Raw genomic sequence first — 24,746 nt, forward strand, 5'->3', positions numbered from 1 at the left:
CGCCTCACCCCCCGGTTACCTCAATGTGCGCGCCCTCTGAGATCGCCAGCGGATTGCGCGTCCTGTGCTCTTGATACGCCTCGTAATCCATGAGCATGGTGTAGATCGTGTAGCTGCCCGCCGGAATTGGGTTGCCGTAGCCATTGGCAGGGTTGTTGCAGCGATCGGCGAGTCCGTGGCCGGCTGTCTGTGTGTCGACCTCTCCGGGGGCGAGGTCGACACGGAGGATGGCGTCCGTGCCGAGTACCTGGGGCGAAACCACGATGCCGTCCTGAACGAGGATCGTCCACAAGTACATTCTGAAGCCCAACGTCTCACTGCTGACGTTCTCGATGGTGACCTCCGCGTTGGGGAACCTCCCATCGATAGCGGCCGGGACCAAGGGAGCGTCGCCCCACTCAGCCTCGATGCGCAGGCCAGTGCTGGTGGTCGGAGGGATCCAGGTGTCGCCACACTCGGGCAGGAACTCTGGCGGAGGTAGCAGTGCTGCTGGCTCTTCGGTGCGGGCTTCCTCGGTTTCGGAGGGGGCGCTCGGCTCGTCGGTCTCCGGATCGGGGCTCGGCTCCTCGGTCTCCTCGGCCGGTGCCTCAAGCCGCCCGCTGACGAACGTCAGCTCCTCGGCCGACGTCGCCCACCAGGCACCATCGTCCGCTGTCAGGGCACCCACCGAGACTGGCGCGGCACCGGTGAGATCGTCGACGCACACGGTCATCGCGTCCAGGCTGCGCCCGAGGCTTACCTCCCCGCCCGCAGGAACGGTGACAGCTCCCTGATCGGGACCCACGCTGTAGGCGAGGATCTGGTCCGTGCCCGGTGCCGCCACGATGACGTCGATCCGGTCGGTGAGGTGCACGTCCTCCTCGGAGCGCAGTGTCACGTCGATCGCGTGGGTGCCACCGGACGTGGTCACATCGACCTCGGCGTCGACGGCGTGCTCGATGCGGTCGGTGACCTCGCGCAGCGTCATCCCGCACCAGTCGCCGGCATCCCCGGTGGGTTCGACGGTCGGCGAGGGCGAAGCCGGCGGCGGTGCCTGCCAGTCCAGCAGGCCCGTCTGGGTCACGCCCCAGACGCCGCCGATGACGGCGGCGAGAGCGACCGTCGCCCCGGCCGCGGTGCGGCCCCGCCGCCGGCGCCGCACGTGCGAGGCGATCTCCTCCACCCTCCCGGTCAGCGGGTTCGGCCCGTCCATGCGCCTGCTCCGTTCCGCGTCCCTGCGCAGTTCGTCGTCGAGGTTCATGACTGGTCTCCTTCCACTGCCAGCACACGCGCCAGGCGCCCTTTTGCCTCGTGGAGGTAGCGCTTCACCGCTCCGGCTGAGAGGTAGAGCTCGTCGGCGATCTGGGGCACGGTCAGATCGGCGTAGTAGCGCAGTACGGTGCAGGCGCGCTGTCGTTCGGTCAGCGTCTGCAGGGCACGCTGCACGTCCACCCGGTCACCGGCACTATCCACCCATGCCGGGGCTCGGCCGTTGTGGTCGCTGGCGTCAGTGCGGGTGAACAGGTGGCGCACCGCCGACCACCGTTGCTGCCGCCGTGCCCGATCGAGGTAGAGACTGAAGATCGTCCGGCGCACGTACGCTTCGGCATACTCCAGCGCGTCGTCGCGGGAGCGGCGCCTGAGTGTGGTGAATACCTTCGTCAGCGCTTCCTGCGTGAGGTCCTCCCCCTCGGAGGAGTTGCCGCACAGCATCGTCGCGTACGCCGTCAGCGCCCGCCCCCGGGTAGCGATGAGGTCGGTGAGCACAGGCTCCCAGTGCGCCATGATCGTCCTCCTCTCCCCGGGTGCGGTCTGTCATGAACCTAGACGCACAGGGTCGGCAAACCGTTGGGCGCTCTCCCGGGTGGTGAGGCATGTCACGTTTTCCTGGTTAGACTCACCGGACACCCGCCACACCCGGGCGGGGTTACGTCTGTTCGTCGAGGAGGACGGATGCTGCAGCTCGGAACCTCGAGCCTCGTGATCGTGTCGGTGATCGCTGTCGTGGCGGTCGTGGCCCTGGTGCTCGCCGTGGTCCTGCGACGGCAAGTGCTGGCTGCCGGCGACGGAACCCCGGCGATGCAGTCGATCGCCACCGCGATCCAGGAGGGAGCCCAGGCCTACCTGAACCGGCAGTTCCGCACCTTGGCGATCTTCGCCGTCGTGGTGTTCGCCCTGCTGTTCCTGCTCCCCGGCGACGGTGGCGTGAAGCTCGGCCGCTCGATCGCCTTCCTGTTCGGCGCGGCGTTCTCCGCCGCGATCGGCTACCTCGGCATGTGGCTCGCCACCCGCGCGAACCTCCGCGTGGCAGCGGCGGCCACTGGCCCGAACGGACGCCAAGAGGGCGCACGAATCGCCTTCCGCACCGGCGGTGCCGTCGGGATGAGCGTTGTCGGTCTCGGTCTGGTGGGCGCCGCCGCTGTCGTGCTCGTCTACCGTGGCGACGCCCCCGCCGTCCTGGAGGGTTTCGGTTTCGGCGCCGCACTGCTGGCGATGTTCATGCGCGTCGGCGGCGGCATCTTCACCAAGGCTGCCGATGTCGGCGCCGATCTGGTCGGCAAGGTCGAGCAGGGGATCCCCGAGGACGACCCGCGCAACGCTGCCACCATCGCCGACAACGTGGGCGACAACGTCGGTGACTGCGCCGGTATGGCCGCCGACCTGTTCGAGTCCTATGCGGTCACCCTGGTCGCCGCACTGATCCTCGGCAAGGCCACGATGGGTGAGGCCGGCCTGGTGTTCCCGCTGATCGTCACCGCCATCGGGGCGCTGGTGGCGGTGCTCGGCGTCTTCATCACCAAGGTCCGCGGCAGCGAGTCCGGGCTACGGGCCATCTACCGCGGCTTCTACGTCTCCGCCCTCATCGGCGCCGCCCTGGCTGCCGTGGCCGCCTTCGTCTACCTGCCCTCCTCCTTCGCCGATCTCACCGGTGTCGGGGAAGCCCTCGCTGACCATGACGGCGACCCCCGCCTGGTCTCGGCCGTCGCCGTGCTCATCGGCGTGGTGCTGGCAGGCGTGATCCTTGGTATCACCGGCTACTTCACCGGCACGACGGCGAAGCCCACCCGGACCGTGGCAGCCGCCTCTCGTACGGGTGCGGCGACCGTTGTCCTCTCCGGTATCGGCGTCGGCTTCGAATCGGCCGTCTGGACGGCGGGCATCATCGCTGCTGCACTGTGCGGGCTGTTCCTGATTGCCGGCGGCTCGATCTGGCTGGCGCTCTTCCTCATCGCCCTGGCCGGTTGCGGTCTGCTGACCACGGTCGGGGTGATCGTCGCGATGGACACCTTCGGCCCGGTCAGCGACAACGCGCAGGGCATCGCGGAGATGTCCGGCGAGGTGGACGAGGCGGGGGCGCAGATCCTCACCGATCTGGACGCCGTCGGGAACACCACGAAGGCGATCACCAAGGGCATCGCGATCGCGACCGCGGTGCTGGCCGCGACAGCCCTGTTCGGTTCCTACGGCGACGCCGTCAGCATGGCGCTGGCGGAGCTCGGCGCGCAGGTCACCACGGACGGCACGGTCGCGGCCATGCTCAGTTACGAGATCATCAACCCCATCACGCTGGTGGGAGTGATTCTCGGTGGGGCGACCGTGTTCCTGTTCTCCGGGTTAGCGATCGACGCGGTCACCCGCGCCGCCGGGGCGATCGTGTTCGAGGTTCGCCGTCAGTTCCGTGACCACCCCGGCATCATGACCGGTGAGACCCGGCCGGAGTACGGCAAGGTCGTCGACATCTGCACTAAGGATTCTCTGCGCGAGCTCGCGACCCCGGGCCTGCTGGCGGCGTTCGCGCCGATCGCCGTCGGTTTCGGGCTCGGTGTGGGCCCGCTGGCCGGCTTCCTCGGCGGCGCGATCGGGGCCGGGGTGCTGATGGCGGTGTTCCTCGCCAACTCCGGTGGTGCCTGGGACAACGCGAAGAAGATCGTTGAGGACGGTCACTTCGGTGGAAAGAACTCCGAGGCTCACGCGGCGACAGTGATCGGTGACACGGTGGGCGACCCGTTCAAGGACACCGCCGGGCCCGCGATCAACCCGCTGCTGAAGGTCATGAACCTGGTCTCGGTGCTCATCGCACCGGCCGTGGTGATGCTCAGCGTGCCCGAGGATGCCAACCACACGCTGCGGATCGGGATCGCGCTCGGCGCCGCCCTGATCGCGTTCGCAGCGATCGTCGCTGCGAAGGTGCGTGCGGGCAAGATCGATATCACCGACGGCATCGATGAGAAGGAGACGGTCAGTACCGGCTCCTGAGCCTCGGTCTGACGGCAACGACACGGACGCGCAGATCTGCGGCTGCCTGAGCCTGCAGACCACGTATCCGTGTCGTTGCGGTCAGGGACTCCACTCGTCGACCGATGCGGCGAGGCTTAGCATCAGGTCATGGCTACCGCCCGCACGTACCCCGGACCCGCCCGCACTGCCCTGATCACCGGCGCCTCCCGCGGGATCGGACGCCACCTCGCCGTCGGCCTGGCCGATGCGGGCCTGGACGTCGCCCTCCTCGCCCGGGACTCGGGTCGGCTGCAGGAGGTCGCCCACGAGGTTTCTTCCCACGGGCGCAAGGCGCTCGTCCTGACGGCGGACGTCACCGATACCGACGCCGTCACCCGGGCGGTGGCCACCGCCGAGCAGGAGCTGGGCTCGGTGGACCTTCTCATCAACAACGCCGGGGTGATCGATGCGGAGGTGCCGCTGTGGGAGGCCGACCCGCAGGAGGTGCGGCAGGTACTGGACGTCAATGTCTACGGTGCGTTCCTGGTAGCCCGGGCGACGGTGCCGGGGATGCTCCTGCGCGGCGGGGGCCGGGTGGTTGACCTCAGCTCCGGCGCGGGCGTGCGGGACATGGACGTCATGGCCGGCTACAACATCGCCAAGACCGCGCTCTTCCGCATCGGCGGCGGGTTGCACGAGGCCGGGTACGAGCGTGGCCTACGCGCCTTCGAGGTGGCACCCGGCGTGGTCGCCACGGAGATGACGGCCGGCATGATCGCGCACGCCGACCGCACCGACTGGACGCCGCCGGAGGCCGTGACCGCGATCATCCGCGCGATCGCGACCGGCGAGCTGGACCATCTCTCCGGCTGCTACCTGCGGGCCGGTACAGACACGGTCGAGGATCTGCGGGCGCGTGCTGCCGCCGCGACTGACGGGCAGCCCACTGGCCGGCGCCTGACTGTCACGGATTGGGAGAGTCCTCTGGGGCAATGACCGGTGCGCCGCCTACCCACGAGTTCTTGCGCCCGGCACCGTGCCGAGGGGAGCAGTTCAGCGGCTGGCCTGGCTCGTGACAGGCGTCCACAGCCGATCGAGGGGCATGACGTGGAGGCGGTCGGCGTAGGTGTAGGAGCGAGACCCGGTGGTGAGGACGATTCCGCCAGCGAATCGCGGACCAAGGAGATCGCGTAGCTGGGCCAGACCGCGAAAGTCGGAGCCAGGTGCGCGTTCGTTGGCCTTGACCTCGAACGCGAGGACGGTTCCGTCGTCGTACTCGACCACCACGTCGACTTCGGCACCATCGCTGGTTCTCCAGTGACCGACGGTCACCGCTTCATCGAGCCAGGACAGTTGCTTGCGGATCTCTCCGACGACGAAGGTCTCCAGCAGGTGCCCGAAGTCGGTCAGTGATGCCGGGTCAAGTCCTGCGAGCTTGTCGGGTGTGAGCCGCAGGAGCCGGGCGGCTAGGCCGGAGTCGACGACGTGGACCTTGGGTTTGGCGCTCACTCGCGAGCGCAGTGTCTTGCCCCAAGCTGGTAGTCGTACGACGAGGAAGAGGTCCTCGAGCAGCCGGAGGTGACTGTCGACGGTGGCCCGGCTGACGCCAAGCTTGTCGGCAGTGGCGGAGAGGTTCACGAGTTGCCCGGTCTGCGCAGCGAGCAGGCCCAGCAGGTCCGTCATTGCTTGTCGTTCACGGATCCGGCTCAGTTCGAGAGCGTCCCGTTCGACCGATGCCCGGACGAAGTCGTCGAACCAGCGCGCCCGAGCCGAGCCGGAACGCCGCACTGCCAGGGGTAGCCCCCCGGCGCAGACGCGTTCCACGTAGTCCTGGCGGACGGTCTCGGAGGTCGGGATCTGCCCGACCGCGCCGTCAGGGTCGGCCCTGAGCGCCTCGAGCAGGTTCTCCCGGACTCCGGCGACCGCCGCCAGGTTCCCGACGACCGCCTCACGCACCTCGACGTCGTCCAGGTCGAGAACCGACCCTCGGGCGTCGGCTGCGATTCTACGCAGCACCGTGGATTTACCCACCGAGCGGGCCGTGCAATGCGATCACCGGTTCCACGGCGACCAGATCAGCCAGGCGCTCGCTGAGTCTGCGTGGCACGAGCGATTCCAGAACCATGGCACGAACTCAGCAGACATGAAGCCCGATACTTAGCAAATGTGAGTCACCGTATTGAGCAAACGTGAGCCGTTGAACGAAGCAACTATGCGAGCAGCTCGCCTTGCGACGTGGAGCAGGGGTGCCGACCGGCCAATGGCACGGGGACAACGTCGCGTAGGAATACGGAGCCCTGCTCGACATCGACGCGGTTGAGCGCGACGGTCCGGCTCGTGCGGCGTGGCGCTTCCATGCGAACAGGTGAGAATCCGGCCAGGGAATTCGTGGAGGGGTCGGTCGCTCGGGGCCGCCGGATGAGGATCGGTTTATGACCGTTGCTTGAGCCGAACGAGACTGCCACGAAGGTTCGCGCCGGTCGGGTCGGGTCGCACTCATGTGCGGCGCGCCTCCGTCATGATGGACTTGACCATTGCCTTCGACGGTTTGACGACGTGCATCGCCTCGATGCCTCGTTGCGTCCGGAGACGTAGCGCCAGATCGTGTGATCGAGCGCGGTCGGTGAGACCCCGAGTATCTCGGCTGCCTGAGTCACGACGTTGGCAGCTTCGTCAGGACGAAGGTACCCGAGGGTGGTCTCGCGGCGGATGAAGCGGAGGATCATTCGATCCGGTTTAACTCCGGGTACACCGGCGAGCATCAACATGTACCGCCACGTTATGCCGGACCGTTGACCATGGAGGCCGAGCCAGTCTCTCTTGAGGGCCGCTAGATCCTCGGTGTCGAGGCTGCGCAACTCGTACGTCGAGGTGACGCCACGCTGGTGGAGCGTCAGTGCTGTCGACCTGACCACCTCGGCCTTGAGGATTCCGCCTCGAGTCGAAGTCAAGTGGGGTTGCCAATGGTCGAGACCCACTCATCGACCCCGCCGAGGGTCTCGAACGTGCGCAGGAGTTCCTGCGTACCGTCTCGACTCGCGTGAGGCTGACGGTACTCGTGGTAGCGATGGACTACGTTTCGTACGCCGGCCCAGCGCACTCCGGTCGAATAGATGGAGGCGACGATGCATAGCGCGAGCGAGCTCGGGTACCCCTCGGGGGCCGCCCATGTCGAGCGTTCAGGCAGACGTCGAGTGGCCGCTTCGACTACTTGCTGTGCTGCTGAGTTGTCCACGCCTTCTCCGTACCTCGATGTGAAACTGCAACCTGGCGGTGTGCGGTCGACAATAGAACTAGCACCGCCACCCTCTCAGCGGATCGGAAAGTTTGGGTGTGCGTTCGGCTCGCGGGACGGCTCTGCCAGCGTGTTCAGAGTGCTCGGAGCGTGGCCACGGGTGCGAGTCGCATGTCCTTGAGTAGCGCTTGCGACCGCTCGGATTGAGCGAGCGCGGGAAGCTACTTTCTGGCGCGCCGGGCGGCGACAAAGAGATATGCGGCTTCACGCCGCATATTGAGCCGTGCGCCCAAGTATGGAGAGAGTGCTGTGAGCGCAGCAGGCGCCGCTACTCCTGCTCCGGCCAGCCCTCCGGTGATGCCGCCAACGACCATGGTCGCCACAGCGACGCCTCCTGGGATGACTGCCTGCCACCCGCGGTCGGTCATCGCCGTCTTCTGGAGTTTGTGGGATGCGGCCTCGAGCTGGTTTGCCAACTCTGTGATCGCGTCGACACTGTCGCCATCGCTTCTTGCAGTCTTCAAGGAAGCTCGGACCTGGCGTCGTAGGTCATCGACCGCATGCTCGTTCTTCAGGAGCTTTGCTAGGTCCGGGCTGCTCAGGCTGGTCAACTCTGGAATGTCAGCCCACAGAGCCGCCTGCGCTTCAGCGATCCGCACGTCACGTTCCCTTCTGCGCAGCAATCGTGCTTCGAACAGCGATGCCGACACGTACTCGGAGCCGAAAACGTCGGCTGCAACCACCCGCTCGTGCGTTCGCTGCACGAATGCCCCAACCGCGGAGTCCTTGACCTGGTTGATCCACGGTTCGTAATTGAACTCCGGGTCGTATGGCTGGAGCATTGTCATGGTGAAGTGTCTGGTCTGCCTATCCACCGAGTCCGGATCGGTGCGAGCGTGCAGCCAGAATCTCGCCTCCTCGCGAGCCAGGTCATCGGCCGCGCGAACGAGCAGGGCCTCGCGAGCAGTCGGCCCCTCCAAGATGAGTTGCCGACGCACCCAATCAGTTAGCGCCGTCACCTTCAGATCTCTCGCAGTCAGCTCCTGCACCGTTGGTCCTCGGGCCGCCATCGCCACTCCGGGCGGAACCGGGATCGCAATACCACTGGCCAGCAGTTCAGCGTTCATGAGTTCCGATGCTGCGACCTCCTTCAGGCGCCGCATGGTGGGGTTACTGCGCACGGTGCGGAACACGTGGTCCGGGTACAGCACATGGTCAGCTAAAAGAAGTGTGCGGCCGAGAAACTGGGCGACGTCGAGTTCCTGGTTCCACAGCATCGTCTGTCGCGGTGTCTGCTGCGCTAGTTGAGCTACTGTGCAAATGGTCGCAGCGGCGAGCTGAAGCACGGCCTCGGTGATGTCATCAGGCGGTGTGTCGTCACCAGAAGGCATGCCCGCCAACCGGCGAAGAACCTCAACGCGCAGCCCCCCGAGCTCCTCGACGCTCAACGCGTTCGCGCCGTTACCTAAAGCACCTGCCAGGTCGGCCTCCCAGTTCGTATAGGAGATCGAGCTCGGCTCCGGACCGCCCGACGGGATCGTGATGGGTGTCCCACCAGGCATCATGTCGACCAATGCATCATCCGCCACCGACGTTGACGGACTCACAAACCTGCTGCCGTCCCGGTCCAGCGGCAGCGGCGCACCCGGCTGGGAGGGGGGCCGCTGGTTCCCGTGGCATGTCTTGTACTTGCGTTCGGAACCGCACCAGCACCGCTCATTGCGTCCGTACGGGGCCAATAGATCGATGCGTTCCACGAGAACGATCATCTCGCAACCGGCCGCGTTCGGGGCGGATCAGGTTCACCGTAGCGTGGGACGGCGGCATACCAATCGGCAAGTGGCATAGCACTGGAGCCGTTCTGAGCGGTATGCAGCGACGTCGAATCGTCCTCCAACGTCCTCTGGCAGGGTTCTAATGTGCGGCCGTTCAGGCGATCACTTGGAGGGTGCCCGACGACCGCGCTCCACGAGCTCGTCATGCGAGCCGGCTGCTGCAGGCCGAGCCCAAACTCGGTCGCCCCTGCGCGCGGGCAGAGACCGGAGATCCGGTTCGTCTCCTTGCACGGTGGAGGATCGGGTCGAATAACAACATCGCAGGGCCGGTCGCATGGTCCATGCATGCAGCGTTCGAGGGAGGCGTAATTCCGGCGCGCGAGCGGTCACGTCCCACCGCCACGAGATCCGACATGTTCAAGCGCCGTCGTGGCGGGGCCTCGCCCCAACATGAGGCGCCAGGTGGTAGGGATTGCGCACCGTCAGTCCATGCCGCTTCGCGGCCGCCGGACCTCGGGTGGCGTCACTCGGACCAACAGGTCCTTGTCCGGCTGCCAGGAGTTCAACTCTCCCTCAATGGGAGTGGCCCGCACCACGAGAATGAGGTCGAGCTCCTCGCTGAGGAACGGCGTCGTCTGTACTCGCGGAGCAACGCCGTCCTTGAGGAAGACTCCTGGCCAAGGCGGGTAGGCCCCCGACGGTGTCAGCGAGAAGTCGACATACCAACGCCTGTTCCAGTGCGATTCAGGTATGTCGAGAATGTGTGCGGAGACGCCACCTCGTCCAGGATTCCGCGGATACGGATGGCGCTTGCCGAGAACCGCCGTATACATGGCTGCGAAGAGAGTTGGCTCGCGAAAGTCTGTGATCGGCCCGACATAGGTGTCGCGCAATACCTGCGAACCGTTACCGTCCGATGTCACATGGGTGACTCCCGACGCATGGAAGCTTGTCTTCGCGGATGCCCGTGGAAAGCGCCCGAAGTCTGCCGGCACCGTAATGGCAGTCGGCTGTCCCGGCACTATGCGTGTGCTCGGCAAATCGGGGGTTGGATGTGGAATGCCCCAGTAGAAGTTGGTGCCGCGCAACTCAATCCAGATTACGTAGCACATCGACTGAGTGGTCGCGTTGCGCAGGAAGATTCGTCCGCGCAGCCGTTTCCCCACCTCCGGCATGCGCCCATCCTACCCCAGGCTGGCATCGGGGCCGGCTCGGTGCTGTGCATGCGGCGCAACTGACAACCCGCGTCGATCGCGGCGAAAGGACGCGGGCCCACGAGCGGGCTCGCTCGTTCATGCGACCGCTCTCAGTGCTCCAGCGTCGACGACGATGCACGGGGAAGTGTCTGGCCATCATGCGAGGGTGTTGCCATGGCGAACGTGGGGGACAACCCGATCCGGAAAGCTGAACAGGATCTGCTCAAGCGGGCCTCTGGTGCGATCACCATCGCCGACGGCATCCGTGATGTCGACGCATCGGAGGGATACGTCGTCGCTGTCGTCGGCCCGTGGGGCTCGGGAAAGACCTCCATCGTCAACCTAGTCATGGAGGCACTTGCCAAGGACCCGACGTATCCCGTCATCGAGTTCAACCCGTGGGTGTTCTCCGGCTCGGACGAGCTGGTCCAGGTCTTCTTCCGCGAACTGGCTGCCCAGATGCGACTCAAGGGCGACCGCCTCGCCAAGATTGCCGAATCGGTCGACAGCTACGGCGAACTGTTCGAGCCGATCGCGGCGCTCCCGTTCATCGGCGCATGGTTCGCCAGGTTCCGGGGCGCGGCCAAAGCGCTCCACGAGTTTCAGGAGCGCAGGAAGGGCAGCGTCACAGAACAGCGCAACAAGCTGTCGGCAGAGCTTGCCAAGTTGCCGCAGCCGATCGTGGTCGTCGTTGACGATATCGACCGGCTCGAGTCCACCGAGATCCGCGACATCTTCAAGCTCGTGCGGCTCACGGCGAGCTTCCCGAACATCATCTACGTCCTCGCCTTCGACAGGCAGCGCGTGGAAGCCGCCCTCACGCAGTCCGGGTTCGACGGCCGGGCATACCTGGAAAAGATCGTTCAGCTCGGCTTTGACGTGCCGCCGGTGCCGGCGTCGGTACTTCTGCGGCTCCTTGGTGAGTCGCTGCAGGCCGCGGTCGAGGACCTGGGTGCGCTGGAACGGTTCAATGAGTCGGCCTGGCCCGACGTACTGGTCGAGATCATCCGCCCGTTGGTCTCGAACATGCGTGACATTAGCCGGTACAGCGCAGCCGTGCGGGCGACCACCCGCACCCTTGGGACGCAGGTCGAGCTTGTGGACATCATGGGCTTGGAGGCCCTCAGGGTCTTCCGACCCGACGTCTTTGACAAGCTCGTCGCAGCCCGCGAAGGCCTCACCACCCCTACGGCGGACTTCGCCGCGCGCAGTGAAGACCCGAACCTGAAGTCGCAAATCGAACAGCTCCTGGAAGCAGGAGCCGACATGCCTGATGTCGTCCGCGCGGTCGTGTCCAGGCTGTTCCCGGCTGCCCGCCGGCACATCGGCGACGGCAACTATGGAAGCTCGTGGCAGGCGGGGTGGCTTCGCAGCCGCCGTGTCGCCCACCCGGACGTTCTTGCCGTGTACCTGGAGAAGGTTAGCAACGAGACGCTTGAAGCATTCGGGAACGCTGAGCGTGCCTTCGAAGTCCTCGTCGACGAGGACGCACTCAACACACTGCTGCGTGCCATCAACCTCGAGGAGCTCGAAGACGTCATCAGCGCGCTCGAGGCGTTCGAGACCGAGTTCCCGGCTGACGCTGCGGTACCCGCATCTCGGGTGCTGCTCAACCTCCTTCCCGACCTACCGCAACGCCCGCGCGGGATGATGAGCTTTATCGACGAGCGACTAGTCGTCGTCAGGGTGATCCTTCGGCTCCTGCGCCGCCTGGACTCCCCGGAACAGGTGATGGACGCTGTTGGGCGCATCCTGGCCGCCGTCGGGTCGTTCTCGTCCCGGTTCGAGCTCGTCACCATCGTCGGCCACCGCGAAAACGCCGGGCACAAGCTGGTATCCAAAGACGACGCCAGGATTCTCGAGCTGCAACTGCGGGAACAGATCGAAACGGCGGACTCAGCTGACCTCGCCAAAGAGCGCGGACCGTTGGCGCTGCTCTACCACCAGAAGACCGTCGGAGACTCCGGAAAGCCCGTCACCGTCGACGCCTCAGACCTGCTGCTCGGCCGGGCACTCCTGCTCGACTCCCAATCGACCGTGCGGAGCCAGACCGTCGACAGCCGCTCCGTGCGCCGCACCGTTCGCCTCAACTGGACCATCCTCACGGACGTCTTCGACGGTGAGGACAACCTGCGCCGTGCCGTCGACGCTCTCCGGCCGCACGCTGAAGAGGGGCTTGCCGACGTCATCGATCTTGCCGACAGATACCTAACTGGTTGGCGCCCATCGGAGTGGGGAGACGACTAGATACAACTCTCGCAATACCGTGACAACTCCGGCGCAGGCCGCAAGTCCGGCCTCAGGTCATAGCGGGATTGACGCATCCATTTCGATCGTAAGTGCGACCGGCTACCGGCGAGCGGGCCGCTGCGGCAGCAAATTGGTTGCGTTCTGTCGGTGGCCCCCGGGAGAGACTGGAGGCCGGTTCGAGAGAGGTGAACACTGGTGCAGGTCGCGTTGATGGCTCCGATGAGCGAGGAGCTGGTCTGGGCCAACGTCATGCGCCCAGAGGCCCCGTTGGTGTATCTCGACCTCAACACGATCATCTATATCGCGAAGGCGCTGCGCGGGGACAGGAACGTGCCTACCGGATACGGGGAGTGTACGAGTCCGTTCTGCGGGCTAAGTCAGAGCAGCGTGCGGTGTTCCCGCTCGGCGGCCCGCACCTGTGGGAGGTCGCCAAGATAGCCGACCCGAAGGAGCGCCGACGCCTGGCCGAGGTCATGGAAGAGTTCTCGGACTTCAACTACCTCCCTGGCAGACGCACCGTCGCCGAGCTGGAGTTCGCCGCCGGCATCGCGAGGGTGATGGGCGAGCAGCCTCGCCTGGAGGCCATCTCGTTACTGCGTCCGACCTTCGGCCATGTATTCGGCATGTAGGCGGAATGAAGATCGTTGACGCCGACGGCCGCGACAGTTCCGCGGCTGTCCTGGGCGGGGATGACCGACGACGACTACTTCGCCCTCCGCCAACGCATGGCGTCGAGGTCGAGCGGCAACGGCTGCGAGGCCCCTCCGACGAGGAGCTGCTCGAACTCCGTAAGGACCCCAATTACCGGCCTGCGGTCGCCATCGCGAGCCACCAGAGCCGGGTCGAATGGGAAATCGACGCTCAGCGAGTCCTGAACAATGACCCGAAGTGGCGCCGCGGGCGGCTGCGCGACTTCGTCGCTGCCCGGGAGTTCGTGCACGAGTGGAACGACATGCTAGCCCGAATGCGGGTAGAGGGAGTCCGGTCGGGCTTGCCGGCCTTCGAGCCCGGCCAGGACAAGTTCCGTTCGTTCCTCAGTTCGATGCCCCACACCCAGGTGGCCGTCAGTATCAAGACGCAGAAGTACAAGAACCCGCGCCACACCTGGACGCCCAACGGCATCAGCGACATCGACGCCATGTCCGTGGCGTACGCCTACTGCGAGGCGGTCTTCCCGACAAGGCCATCCGTCACGCGCTGCTGAACTCCAAGGAACTCAGGTCAATGGGCACGTTCGTCGCGCGCCGGACTGGATAGCTGACAGACTGGCTCGACGCGCTGCCGGCTATCGTCGGACCGACATTCCTAGTTCCACACCCGCCCAAGAACCAAGTTGTGTCCCGGGCTCCGGCCAGAATGAAGACGTGACCACCTCTCTCGAACTCGCCATCAACGCACTCAGTGAGCCCAGCACCTCGACGGCAGACGCGTTCCGCACCCTGCTCGTGGTGTCCCGTCGCATCGACGCTCCCAACCTGAGCGACTGGCTGAACGCCGAGCTGAACGGATACCCGCTGGAGTCTGAAGTCCCTGACTACCGGTCGGCGAAGGCGTTGCCGATCGAGCTGCATTTTGACGGGCCCATGCGGAGTTCGACCAAGATGCACCTCTCACCCGGCGACCTCCCGGCCGAGCTGGGAGCCAGCCTGGCTAGTTACGCCCTTCGGGACCCCATCGCGGAGCTTGAGGCACTGGCAGCGGGCGACCGGAATCCCCATATGCCGCTACCGGCAATGTGGGTCGAGCTCTATCGACACTTCATCGAACAGGACAAGGTGCCGCGGCCGACCATGATGATTCTGAACAGGGCCGCGCTTACCATTCCGTCGACGCACTTGCGCGGAACCATCGATCGCGTCAAGACAGCAGCCCTCGACCTTGCCCTGAAACTGGAGGACGTCGCTCCCGAGGCAGGGAGCCCGGGTGGGCCGAAGGTCGACGAGGTTCCGCAACTGGCTCAGACCGTGAACGTCTACCTCACCCAGATCCACGGAGGCGGCGCGACGGTCGCGGTCGGTGCCGGCGCTCAGGCCGTCACAGTCAACGTCGGCGACTTGGAGGCCGTCTTGGCGCACGCGACCAGCTTCCTTGCAGCCTCCGAGGTCGAGGATCTCCGCCGAGCGCTCGCAGACGACGGCGACGAGCCTGGCGAGAATACCCGCACATTCCTTCAGCGAGTAAGAACCGGCGGCGCCGCTCTTGCCGTTGGCGTCGCATCATCAGGCGCCTACGAGGGACTCCTGGCGCTGCTGCAGCAAGCCTTTCCCGGATTCATGAGCTGACGGGTCACCCGCCTGACTGAGGACCCATGCTGGTCCGAAACTTCTCCTCCGCAGCGTGACCCGTCGCTCCGAACTGATGAGAATGGCTGATGGACGTTGACAAGGCGACGGTCATCAATTTCACCGTCGTGCAGCTGGTCCGCACCCCGACGGTCTTCGCGTTCATGGAGCACATCGACGGACACCTCGGCGCGAAGTTCGTCTTGATTGAGGTGACCAAGACCGGCGGTTTCGACTTGCTCGCCCTTTCCGACGCCGAACGTGACCGCTATCTCGCCCTCGCCGGGCGAGCGTGGGCCCCGCGGCAAGACGAGCACGACATGCAGGCTTCGAAGCTCCGGACGATGGTTCGCAAGCTCGACGAGCTCTCAACTCAAGTGACGGCGTGGCACTGGAACGTTCTGGCGTCGCCCGAACCGGTCCTCATCTCAGGCGACTCGCCGGTAGTGACATTGAACCCGATCGGATACCACTGGGCGGGCCTCATCCCGGAAGGTTCCCCGTTGTGGACGCCATTGAGCCCGACGATGCTCCTGGTCGCGGAACCGGTGAAGCCGCTGGTGGTGCAGTCGGTGTTGAAACGACGAGTTGGTTGCGTTTGTGACCGGTGCGCTGGCGCGGCCAGGCCGATCGGGCCCTGTTCAACGCACCGGGACGGGCTTGGCCGCCGGGGTTGGCCTTCCCGGCTCAGAAGCCGACGCTGCCGGAGCCAACGGTCACCTGGAGCAAGTCGGCCGAACCGACGACGTTCTCTGCCACGTATCGGCCGGTATCGTCAGCGGCTGTTGAGGCGCTGCTGGAGGAACTAGGCGCCGTCAACACTGTCGACTAACCGGACCGAGACATGCTGGCGGGAACACGAAGTTCGATTTTCCACCAGTGAAGATCACGGGGGGGGGGGGGTAGTTCCTACTTGTCGCCGTACGCGGTGGTGAATTTGTAGAGCTTGTCGAGGAGCTCGAGTGCGTTCTGGTGATCCTCGTTGGCGGCGTTGTATAGTCGGCCCTCGCGCAGCGCGTCGCGGAGAATCCAGCCGGCGCTGTGGCCGGCGTTGTAGAGCTCGGTCCCGAACTCTTTGGCCGTGGAGCGGACGGCGGGGTCCGGGTGGCCGGCGGCCATGACGTTGACCGCGGCGAGGTGGTGGTCCCGCTGGCCGAGGAACTTCTCGTAGAGCGCCTGGACGTCTTGGTCATTAACCGGGGCGTTGATGGCGAGCCGTTTGGGATTGATGATGATCTCAAGGTACTCCCGGATCGGGCCGAGGGTCTCGGCGTCGCGGCTGAGCTGTTCGCGACGGTGGGTCTTGTCCTGGGTGCGAACGTTGAAGAGAGTGGTCACGCTGGCGCCAAGGAACGCACCGGCGCCGCCGGCAAGGGCGACGACGAGTGCGATGGTTGTTTCGGTCACACCTCCATTCTGCCGGGAGGTCTCGATGGCCCGGCCGTTATTGGCCGTCCGGGTCGGTCAGCGGAGGCGGCTGGACTTGTCGAGGGTGCTGTCCTGCCACTCCATGAGGATCTTGTCGGGGAGGTCGAGCCCGAACTTCCGCAGGATCTGCTGGGCCAGGTCGACGCCGATGGCCCGTGGCGTGGCAAGCAGCGCCGGTGCCGGGTGCACGACTCGCGCGGTGAGGACTTCGGCATGGGTGATGTACCGCCCGTGAAGTTCGCGGTCCCAGCTGCCGGAGATGAGTTCGCGTCCGGCGATGTTCTGCAGGCTGACGTCGATGGCCACGGTCTCCGCGCCGAGCGCGGTGGCGTAGCGTGCGCCGAGCTCCGCGACCTCGACGAGGTAGAGGAGGATGTCCCAGACGGCGACGGCACCGGTCGCTTCCGGTGCCTCGGCCTTGAGTTCGGCGGCGTCGCGAAGGTCGGTCGCGATGACGCGGCGATGCAGGAACTGGCCGCTGGTGAACAGGCGCCACGCTTCCAGGTGGGGAATGATCTCTGCCTGGAGGTCCTGGGCGATCCAGTTTCCGTGGTGCGCCACGGGGTCGCGGTTGCTGAACATCGGCACAGGCCATCCGCGCAGCCGTACGGCCTGGGTGCCGGCGAAGTCCTCGAGCTGGCTGGGGCTGATGCGGCCGGTGTCGTAGGGCCCGGGCCGGACGGTGATGTCGGTGAAGGCCGACGTTACGATGCCGGACGCCAGTACGTCGCCGACTGGATCGTCGATCGAAGACGGTGCAGCCCACGCCTCGGAGGCTTCGGCGTCGAAAGCGGCGGTGTCTTGCTGTTCGGGGGAGAGCAGTGTGGACAGAGTGGATGGCGCGCTGGCGTACTGGGAGCGGCGGAAGTACTCGCGGACGCCTCTGTCGATGGCCAGGTTGTGCAAGTCGCGCATGTCCACCAGCGACGGTACCTGGCTCGACTGGGGTTTCCCACGGGGCCGGACATACGTCTGCCCGGCTTGCAGGACACCCGGGTAGTCTTTCTTGCAGATGTGCAGATCGATGTCGAACTCCTCGGCGTCGAGGACGACGACCTCGGCGTCGGAACTGAGCGTGAAGTGGTGCAGGTGGAAGGAGACCGGCGGGTCGCAGTACCGGGCGAGTTGGTCGCTGACGTTGTCGTAGTCGGTCCACTCGGCGACCTGGGCGGGGGGCAGGCCGGGCTTCATGGCGGCAATGTGGCCGTCATCGATTCCGAGGCACACCTGACCGCCGTCGCGGAGGTTCCCCATCGCCATGACGGCGCGGGCGACTCGTGCGATGTACTGCTTGTCGGTGATGCTCCCGGATCCCTTGACCTCGAACGACCGAGACTCTCGGCCCAGGCGGAGGCTGTCCTCGATGTCCTGCTGAGTCACCACGTCACGGAGTCTATCTTCGGTGCCGGACCGTGCCGCGAGGGAGGCGCGTCAATCTGGGCGGAAGGCAGCAGGAGCTCCGGTCGGCCGCGTAGGAGCGTTCCATATGAGGAACCACAACCGGCAAGATGCCCAGGCCAGAAGCTCATACAGACCCGGCCACCCGGCTGACGTCCCGTAACAGCCGTCCGGGCCTCATTACCGGGACCGGGACGCCTTCTGACATCCAGACATGACAGCCCCGAACCCACCACCAGACGTGGCCCAACGACTCAGCTTCAGGAGTCGCTGGTCGACCCACCCTGCCGACCTGCCTCGTGCGGTTCGGCGTCCACTGCAGCCTCGCCCAACGCCGACTCGGCGTGATCGTGCGGCTTCACCGGCCACAGCAACCCCAGCCCGACCACCAGCACCAGCACGATCCCGAGGATGCCCCAGTACTGGGCCTCGTCGGACGTCGTGGCGTCCGTGGTGGCGATTCCGACCGAGATGGCCACCGAGAACATCGCCGGTGCCAGGAAGCTCACGGCTCGCCCGGTGGTCGCGTACAGGCCGAACACCTCGCCCTCCCGGCCCGCCGGGATGAGCCGGGCGAGGAACGTACGCGAGGCCGACTGCGCGGGTCCCACGAAAGCAGCCAGGATCAGGCCGCACGTCCAGAACACGGTGCGGCCGCCGTCGTGCAGGAAGAAGATCAACAGGCCCATGACCACCATCGAGATCAGGGCGGCCATGATCACCCGCTTCGGGCCGATCGCATCGTCGAGCCGGCCGGCGAGGATCGTGGCGATCCCGGCGACGACGTTGGCGACCACACCGAAGATGATCACGTCTCCGGGGGAGAAGCCGAACACCCCGGCGGCGATCACCCCGCCGAAGGTGAACACCCCGGCGAGCCCGTCGCGGAAGACCGCGGAGGCCAGCAGGAAGTAGACCGTGTTGTGGTCGCGGTTCCACAGGTCGACCACCGTGCGCCACAGCAGTTTGTAGGAGCCGATGAGCCCGACCTGGGCCGTCTTCGGATCGCTGCGTCGGCGCCGGTCGCGCACCGTCAGCAGCACGGGGATGGAGAACGCTAGCGTCCACACCGCGCACAGCAGCATGCTGATCCGCACGTCGAGACCGTCCTCGCCGGTGACGCCGAACAGGCCGACGTCGGGCTCGATGAAGCCGAGGTAGACCACCAGCAGCAGGACGATCCCGCCGATGTATCCCATTCCCCAGCCCAGGCCGGAGACGCGGCCTACGTTCCGGGGCGTGGAGACATCGGCGAGCATCGCGTTGTAGTTCACGCCGGCGAACTCGAACGCGATGTTCCCGCCCGCGAGCAGCGCCAACCCCAGCCACAGGTACTCGGGGGCGGGCAGCACGAAGAACAAGCCCGCAGACGCAAGGATCACCAGGACCGTGTTGACCGCCAGCCACAGCGTGCGACGCCCGGCCCGGTCCGCCCGTTGACCCGTGACGGGGGCGAACAGTGCGATCAGGAACCCCGCACCTGCGAGCACCCAGCCGAGTGTGCGCTCGGCCTCCGGACCGAACGGGTCCGAGGTGAGGTAGACAGTGAACACGAAGGTGGTGATCACCGCGTTGAAGGCTGCCGACCCCCAGTCCCACAACGACCAGGCGATCACGGGCCAGGTGAGGGTCCGGTCCTTGGCGTCCCGAGGCAGGGGTGTGCTCGTCATGGAGACACTCTGGCACTCGCAGGTGGCCAGCGGGTGTACATCGGTCGAACCGAGGGGTTGCTCCGCGCCCGCGAAAGCGCGGGTGTGTCGTTGACATGCCGGCCGCGATCCTGGAAAGATCACCACGTTGGAATCGTTTCCAGGGGCTACTGGTGCCTCAAGTGGAAACGATTCCACTCAGTGCTCGACGGCGTGCCTCACTCCTCGTGCGCTGCCGCCCATCAATGACGAGGAGATCCGATGAAGCAGTCTCTGCCCTCCCTGCGCGCCCGGCTCAGGCATGCGGGGGTGATCCTCGCCGTGGCGGTCGGCCTCAGCATCACGGCCGTCCCCGCGCATGCGGCCGATACCGGCACCCTGAGCGTGGGAACAGCGCCCGCCACCGCCGCAGGCGAGGTGGACTACACCGTCTACCTGCCGGCCGGGTACGACACCGATACCGAGCGGCGCTACCCCACGCTCTACCTGCTGCACGGGCGAGGTGACACCCAGGCGGCGTGGCAGCAGGTGGCCGGAGACCTCGACGAGATGATCGACGAAGGACAGATCCAGCCGATGGTGGTCGTGATGCCGGACGCGCCCTGGAATGACCGGGGTAACTGGTACACCGACTCGCTATACACCGGCGACGCCTCGACCGGGGCCGGCGTGGCCGTGGAGACGGCCCTTGCCGCGGACCTGGTTGCCCATGTCGACGCCACCTACCGTACGGCGGCCGATCGCGAAGCGCGCGCCGTCGGTGGGTACTCGATGGGCGGTGCGGGCGCGTTGAGGTTTGCGCTGGCACACCAGGACACGTTCTCGGCCGCGATCGTGCTGAGTCCGGCCACCTACGTGCCGCAACCCCCGCCCGACTCCTCAGTCCGGGACTACGGAGCGTTCGGGGTCGAGAATGAGCTGTTCGACGCGGACCGGTACACCGCGCTCTCCTACCCGGCTTCCCTCGAGACGTTCGACCCCGCGCTTCCCGTGCACCTGTTCATCGCGGTCGGTGACGACGAGTGGGCGAATCCCGACCCGGCCCAGGCTGACCACGACCTCGATTTCGAGGCCGCGCGCCTGTACAACACGGTGCGGCGGGCACCGGGGATCACCGCCGAGCTTCGCGTCCTGGACGGCGGCCACGACTGGGACGTATGGCAGCCCGCCTTTCGTGAAGCCATCGTGGACGTCTCGCAGCGCCTGCGCACCGCACCCGCCGAGGGGTGGGACGCAGAGCTGTTCGGTTCGACCGGCGATGATCGCGCCGGCGGCATCGTCGAGACGGCCGACGGCGGCCACGCCATGGTGCTCAACCTCGGCGCCGACTGGGACGGGTACGCCACCGCCGGGAACATGGACGCACTGGTGGTGCGCCGCGACCCTGCCGGTCACGAGGTCTGGCGGCACGCGCTCGCGTCAGCGGGTAATGATCGCGCCTACGGGGTGGTGACCGGCGCCGACGGGACGCTTCTCGTCGCCGGGTATACCCGGGGCGACCTCGAGTCCGGGGCCGCGAACGAGCAGGATGACGGCTTCGTCGCCGCCATTGGCACCGGCGGGACGCGGGCATGGACCACGCAGGTGGGCGACCCTGCGGCTGCCGACCGCTTCTATGCCCTCGCAGCGGACGGCGCCGGCGGGGCCTACCTGGCCGGATACACCTCCGGGTCCTTCGCGGGTGAGGCGAGCGCAGGCGACAAGGATGCCGTGCTGGTGCGCGTGGGTCCCGCCGGCGACGTGCTATGGAGCGTGCAGCTCGGCGGCAGCGGTGAAGACAAGGCGCTCGCCGTCACCCCGGTCGACTCCGGCGTGGTCGTCGCCGGCGTCACCGGGGCCGGCATGCCCGGGACCGAGCACAGCGGCGCCGGTGACGGGTGGGTCGCCCAGTACGACGAGGATGGCGCCCAGACCTGGATCCGAGCCGTCGCCTCACCGGAGAACGACATGGTCAGTGGGCTGCTCACACTGGCCGACCAGACCGTGCTGGCGGTCGGGCACTCTCGCGGCACGATCGGGGCGCACCACCTCGGTGATAACGACATCGTGGTCCAGGCTCTTGACCAGGACGGGCAGGTTCTCTGGACCACGCAGACCGGAACGACGACCGACGACCGCGGCGTGAGCGCCGTTGCCGGCCCAGGTGGGGGCGCCACGATTCTCGCCACCACGTACGGGGCGATCGGTGAGCCACATGGCGGCGTGGACGTTGCGGCGATCCCGCTCGACGCCGCAGGCACTCCGGGTGCGGCCCTGCAGTTGGGGTCGGTGGAGCGCGACGGCGCCGACGAGTGGGACGAGGCCAATCTCTTTGCCGCGCCAGGCAGTGCCGGTGCGTGGCTGACGGGCCTCACCTTCGGTGGTGTCGACGGCCAGGCGAACGCCGGTGCCGGTGACGTTTTCGTCACCACGCTTCCGGTCACCTCCGATCCCGGACCTTCCGGGGAACCGACTGACGGCGCCACGGACGGCACCGGAGGCACCCCAACCTCGGGCGACCCGGGCACCGGTGGGGGTGCAGGTTCCGACGCGGCCGGCCCCGAACCGGGCGGTGACCTCGCCACTACGGGTGCCGGGCCAATTATGATCGGCGTGCTCGCGCTGGCGCTACTCGGTACCGGCCTCGCTCTGGTCCGGCGACGCCTCCTGCTCCGCGGAGCGTAGCGACAGGTACTGTCGTGCATCATGCACGATCCCCAGGTGGTGGCCCGGCTGCGTGCCGATCTCGACGGTGCTGGCTTCGGCGTTGACCAGCTCGCCGAGGTGCTCGGCACGGTGGCGACAGCGGCATTGGGTCGCGAGCAGGTGCTGCCGGCCGTGCGTGCAGCGCGCGCGGCCGGCCCCGAACCTGCCGCAGTGCTCGCCCGGCTGTTCATCCTCGGCGATACCGTCACCGAGGATGAAGCCGGGCGAGCACTGCCGCGCACTGGCGTTGACCGGGCGCAGCACGGTGGACTCCTGACGATCAATGATCGAGGACAGGTGCGTGGCGCCGTCGATCTGCGCCCCATCGATACGCCCCACGGCGCCTTTTACCTGGCCGCCGATCTCGGGGAAGCCACCACTGGACGTGCCGTCGAACGCGACCATGTGCTCGGCGTCGGCGGAGCGTCGCGGACTCTCGCGGAGCTGACGGTCAGGCGCCCGGTCCGCCGCGCACTCGACCTCGGCACAGGGTCTGGGGTGCAGGCACTCAACATCGCTCCATTCGCCGACCAGGTCGTGGCCACCGATCTCTCTGCCCGGGCGCTCACGTTCGCCCGCTTCAACGCGGCCCTGAACGGTGTCGAACTCGATCTGCGCGAGGGTTCGATGCTGGAGCCGGTGACTGGTGAGCGGTTCGACCTCGTCGTCTCCAACCCGCCGTTCGTGATCACGCCACGCGAGTCGGGGCTGACCGAGTACACCTACCGCGACGGCGGCCGGCGCGGCGACGACCTGGTCCGTGCCCTGATCACCGGGGTAGCGGACGTGCTCGCCCCGGGTGGCATCGCCCAGCTCCTCGGCAACTGGGAGGTGCACGAGGGGGAGGGGCTCTTCGATCGGATCCAGCAGTGGCTGGCCGATTCCGGCCTGGACGGCTGGGTGATCCAGCGCGAGAGCGCCGATCCGGCCGAATATGCCGAAACCTGGTTGCGCGACGGCGGCATCACCCCCGACCGCGACCGCCTCGCCTGGGACAAGGGGTACGCCGCGTGGCTGGCGGACTTCGAGGCTCGAGGCGTGACCGCCGTCGGGTTCGGCTACATCACCCTGCACAAGCCCAATATCCCCGACGGCGCAGCGTCGCCTCCGCAGCCGTGGCACCGTGTGGAGGAGGTCACCGGCACGCTGCCCGGTGCCCACACCGGCGGCCTGTGGCCGGCGATCGCGGACACACTGACGGCGAAGGATGCGCTCGCGCGGCTCTCCGACACCGAGCTCGCTGGCCACGCACTCACGGTGGCTACCGACGTGACCGAGGAGCGCCACTACCGGCCCGGGTCTGCGGACCCGGAGGTGATCGTGCTGCGGCAAGGGGGCGGCTTCGGGCGCACGGTGCGGGCCGACACGGCGCTGGCGGCCGTCGTCGGCACCTGCGATGGCGACCTGACCGTGGCGCAGATCGCCGCGGGCGTCGCAGCGCTCACCGGCCTTGAGAGGGACGCGGTGCTCGACTCTGTGCTTCCCGACGTCCGGGGGCTGGTGACTGACGGGTTGCTGAGACTGCCTCGGCGCTGACAGTGCGGTGGATTCCAGTCACTGTGTATGACTGCGATCGGCCGCACAGTACCGGAGAACATCCGCCCGGCGTGCCCTCCCAGCGATCTCCCAGCATTGGTGCTTACCGTGCAGCATCATGGCCACGATGACTCCCGCGCGACCGCCTGGTGCGATGCCCCCGGCACCGCAGCCGGGGCGCGCTCGTCTGCGCGGGGCCGTTCCTCCGCTGCTGGGTGCGGTGGCCTGCGCGGTGGCGGTGATCGTGATCTGGCGCATCTTCGTCACCACCGCCCGGGGGCAGCAGCTCGACGACGTCGCCGCTCTGGGTGCCTCCTTCGGGCGGGACACGCTCGAGCCGCTGCTGACCCCGGTGCTGACCGTCGTCTCCGTCCCGTTCGTCGCGGCCGCAGTGCTCGCCGCGGTGATCGGCGCGGTGATCCAGCGGCGCCCGGCGATCGCCCTGGGTGCGGTAGCCATTCTCGGCGGTTCGAACCTCACCACGCAGGTCCTCAAGGACGTGCTAGAACGTCCGGACCTGGGCGTCACCTACGCTCTCGGAAACTCCCTGCCGTCCGGGCATACGACCGTCGCGGCGTCGGTCGCGGCCACGGCCCTGCTGATCGCCCCACGCCGCTGGCGGGGCACGATCGCCCTCGCCGGTGTGGCCTACAGTGCGCTGACCGGGCTGGGCACCCTCGTTGGGGGGTGGCACCGGCCCTCGGACGTGGTCAGCGCCTTCCTCGTGGTCGCCGTCTGGTACTTCCTGGTGGAGGCGGCGCGCCAGTTCCCCGCCCGGGCTCCGCTTCCGCGTGGGTATCGGCCCGCGCCGCCGGTGAACGCGGCCACCGCTCTGGTGGTGCTCGGGACCCTGGCGGGGCTGATCTCAGCGGCGATCGGTGCCGGCGTGCTCAGCGCCCTTCCACCGGTGGGCACAGTGATGGCCGCCACGGGCGGCTTGACCACCGCGGCCTATGCGGGGGGTAGTCTCGCGGTGGCAGCCATCGCCTGCCTGACGACGGCTGGCATGCTGGTGATGCGGCCCTACCGCAGGGACTGACCCGCCACCAGGTACCGTGCGCGGTGCGACGAGACGGTCCGGCACGTTGTACCGTCGCACCTCGAGAGCACTGTGC

At 67.1% G+C, this 24,746-nt stretch carries 18 protein-coding genes; 10 read left to right on the forward strand and 8 right to left on the reverse strand.

The window, feature by feature from the left end:
- Nucleotides 1–4: 4 nt before the first annotated feature.
- The gene (locus IM660_RS03375) at nucleotides 5–1,240 is read right to left on the reverse strand and encodes a hypothetical protein (protein WP_193498017.1); all 1,236 of its coding nucleotides are present in this window, start codon (nucleotides 1,238–1,240) and stop codon (nucleotides 5–7) included.
- Complete coding sequence (locus IM660_RS03380; RefSeq protein ID WP_193498018.1) at nucleotides 1,237–1,764, reverse strand: sigma-70 family RNA polymerase sigma factor; 528 nt, start codon at nucleotides 1,762–1,764, stop codon at nucleotides 1,237–1,239. Before IM660_RS03380 ends, IM660_RS03375 begins: the two co-directional genes overlap by 4 nt.
- A 168-nt stretch (nucleotides 1,765–1,932) precedes the next feature.
- On the opposite strand from IM660_RS03380, the gene IM660_RS03385 reads away from it, so the two are divergent.
- Together IM660_RS03385 and IM660_RS03390 are read left to right on the forward strand one after the other, a co-directional pair.
- Complete coding sequence (locus IM660_RS03385; protein ID WP_193498019.1) at nucleotides 1,933–4,236, forward strand: sodium-translocating pyrophosphatase; 2,304 nt, start codon at nucleotides 1,933–1,935, stop codon at nucleotides 4,234–4,236.
- Nucleotides 4,237–4,365: 129 nt separating this feature from the next.
- Nucleotides 4,366–5,193 carry an SDR family NAD(P)-dependent oxidoreductase gene (locus tag IM660_RS03390; RefSeq protein WP_193498020.1) on the forward strand — a complete coding sequence of 276 codons (828 nt, stop codon included), beginning with the start codon at nucleotides 4,366–4,368 and terminating at the stop codon, nucleotides 5,191–5,193.
- A 57-nt stretch (nucleotides 5,194–5,250) separates the two neighbouring features.
- Here the strand turns inward: IM660_RS03390 and IM660_RS03395 are convergent, their stop codons facing one another.
- The 3 genes from IM660_RS03395 to IM660_RS03405 all read right to left on the reverse strand — a co-directional run bounded on the left by IM660_RS03395 (nucleotide 5,251) and on the right by IM660_RS03405 (nucleotide 10,382).
- Nucleotides 5,251–6,228: an ATP-binding protein gene (locus IM660_RS03395; protein ID WP_246465112.1), complete on the reverse strand. Its 978-nt coding sequence runs from the start codon at nucleotides 6,226–6,228 to the stop codon at nucleotides 5,251–5,253.
- Nucleotides 6,229–7,653: 1,425 nt separating this feature from the next.
- Nucleotides 7,654–9,189 carry an SEC-C domain-containing protein gene (locus IM660_RS03400; protein WP_193498021.1) on the reverse strand — a complete coding sequence of 512 codons (1,536 nt, stop codon included), beginning with the start codon at nucleotides 9,187–9,189 and terminating at the stop codon, nucleotides 7,654–7,656.
- Between the two features lie 500 nt (nucleotides 9,190–9,689).
- A complete protein-coding gene (locus tag IM660_RS03405; RefSeq protein WP_193498022.1) occupies nucleotides 9,690–10,382 on the reverse strand; it encodes a hypothetical protein in 693 nt (230 codons plus the stop codon).
- 195 nt (nucleotides 10,383–10,577) lie between these two features.
- Here IM660_RS03405 and IM660_RS03410 point away from each other — a divergent pair, with 195 nt between their 5' ends.
- The 5 genes from IM660_RS03410 to IM660_RS03430 all read left to right on the forward strand — a co-directional run bounded on the left by IM660_RS03410 (nucleotide 10,578) and on the right by IM660_RS03430 (nucleotide 15,744).
- Nucleotides 10,578–12,650 carry a P-loop NTPase fold protein gene (locus IM660_RS03410; protein ID WP_193498023.1) on the forward strand — a complete coding sequence of 691 codons (2,073 nt, stop codon included), beginning with the start codon at nucleotides 10,578–10,580 and terminating at the stop codon, nucleotides 12,648–12,650.
- Nucleotides 12,651–13,003: 353 nt separating this feature from the next.
- On the forward strand, nucleotides 13,004–13,282 hold the full coding sequence (locus IM660_RS03415) for a hypothetical protein (protein ID WP_193498024.1): 279 nt from the start codon (nucleotides 13,004–13,006) through the stop codon (nucleotides 13,280–13,282).
- Nucleotides 13,283–13,287: 5 nt separating this feature from the next.
- The gene (locus IM660_RS03420) at nucleotides 13,288–13,857 is read left to right on the forward strand and encodes a hypothetical protein (RefSeq protein ID WP_193498025.1); all 570 of its coding nucleotides are present in this window, start codon (nucleotides 13,288–13,290) and stop codon (nucleotides 13,855–13,857) included.
- 160 nt (nucleotides 13,858–14,017) lie between these two features.
- Entirely contained in the window at nucleotides 14,018–14,935 is a 918-nt protein-coding gene (locus IM660_RS03425) for an AbiTii domain-containing protein (RefSeq protein ID WP_193498026.1), read from the forward strand.
- An 89-nt stretch (nucleotides 14,936–15,024) separates the two neighbouring features.
- On the forward strand, nucleotides 15,025–15,744 hold the full coding sequence (locus tag IM660_RS03430; protein WP_193498027.1) for a hypothetical protein: 720 nt from the start codon (nucleotides 15,025–15,027) through the stop codon (nucleotides 15,742–15,744).
- A gap of 100 nt (nucleotides 15,745–15,844) precedes the next feature.
- Here the strand turns inward: IM660_RS03430 and IM660_RS03435 are convergent, their stop codons facing one another.
- The 3 genes from IM660_RS03435 to IM660_RS03445 form a co-directional block, all read right to left on the reverse strand.
- The gene (locus tag IM660_RS03435) at nucleotides 15,845–16,342 is read right to left on the reverse strand and encodes a hypothetical protein (protein ID WP_193498028.1); all 498 of its coding nucleotides are present in this window, start codon (nucleotides 16,340–16,342) and stop codon (nucleotides 15,845–15,847) included.
- A 57-nt stretch (nucleotides 16,343–16,399) separates the two neighbouring features.
- Nucleotides 16,400–17,746, reverse strand: coding sequence for an AlbA family DNA-binding domain-containing protein (locus IM660_RS03440; protein ID WP_193498029.1), 1,347 nt, complete (start codon nucleotides 17,744–17,746; stop codon nucleotides 16,400–16,402).
- A gap of 275 nt (nucleotides 17,747–18,021) precedes the next feature.
- The gene (locus IM660_RS03445) at nucleotides 18,022–19,431 is read right to left on the reverse strand and encodes an MFS transporter (RefSeq protein WP_193498030.1); all 1,410 of its coding nucleotides are present in this window, start codon (nucleotides 19,429–19,431) and stop codon (nucleotides 18,022–18,024) included.
- 240 nt (nucleotides 19,432–19,671) lie between these two features.
- Between IM660_RS03445 and IM660_RS03450 the strand changes: the two genes are divergently transcribed.
- The 3 genes from IM660_RS03450 (at nucleotide 19,672) to IM660_RS03460 (ending at nucleotide 24,670) form a co-directional block, all read left to right on the forward strand.
- The gene (locus IM660_RS03450) at nucleotides 19,672–22,074 is read left to right on the forward strand and encodes an alpha/beta hydrolase (protein WP_193498031.1); all 2,403 of its coding nucleotides are present in this window, start codon (nucleotides 19,672–19,674) and stop codon (nucleotides 22,072–22,074) included.
- A gap of 21 nt (nucleotides 22,075–22,095) precedes the next feature.
- Nucleotides 22,096–23,631: a DUF7059 domain-containing protein gene (locus IM660_RS03455; protein ID WP_193498032.1), complete on the forward strand. Its 1,536-nt coding sequence runs from the start codon at nucleotides 22,096–22,098 to the stop codon at nucleotides 23,629–23,631.
- A 118-nt stretch (nucleotides 23,632–23,749) separates the two neighbouring features.
- Nucleotides 23,750–24,670, forward strand: coding sequence for a phosphatase PAP2 family protein (locus IM660_RS03460; protein ID WP_193498033.1), 921 nt, complete (start codon nucleotides 23,750–23,752; stop codon nucleotides 24,668–24,670).
- Nucleotides 24,671–24,746: the final 76 nt, after the last annotated feature.

The sequence above is a fragment of the Ruania alkalisoli genome, from assembly GCF_014960965.1.
Lineage (GTDB): Bacteria > Actinomycetota > Actinomycetes > Actinomycetales > Beutenbergiaceae > Ruania > Ruania alkalisoli.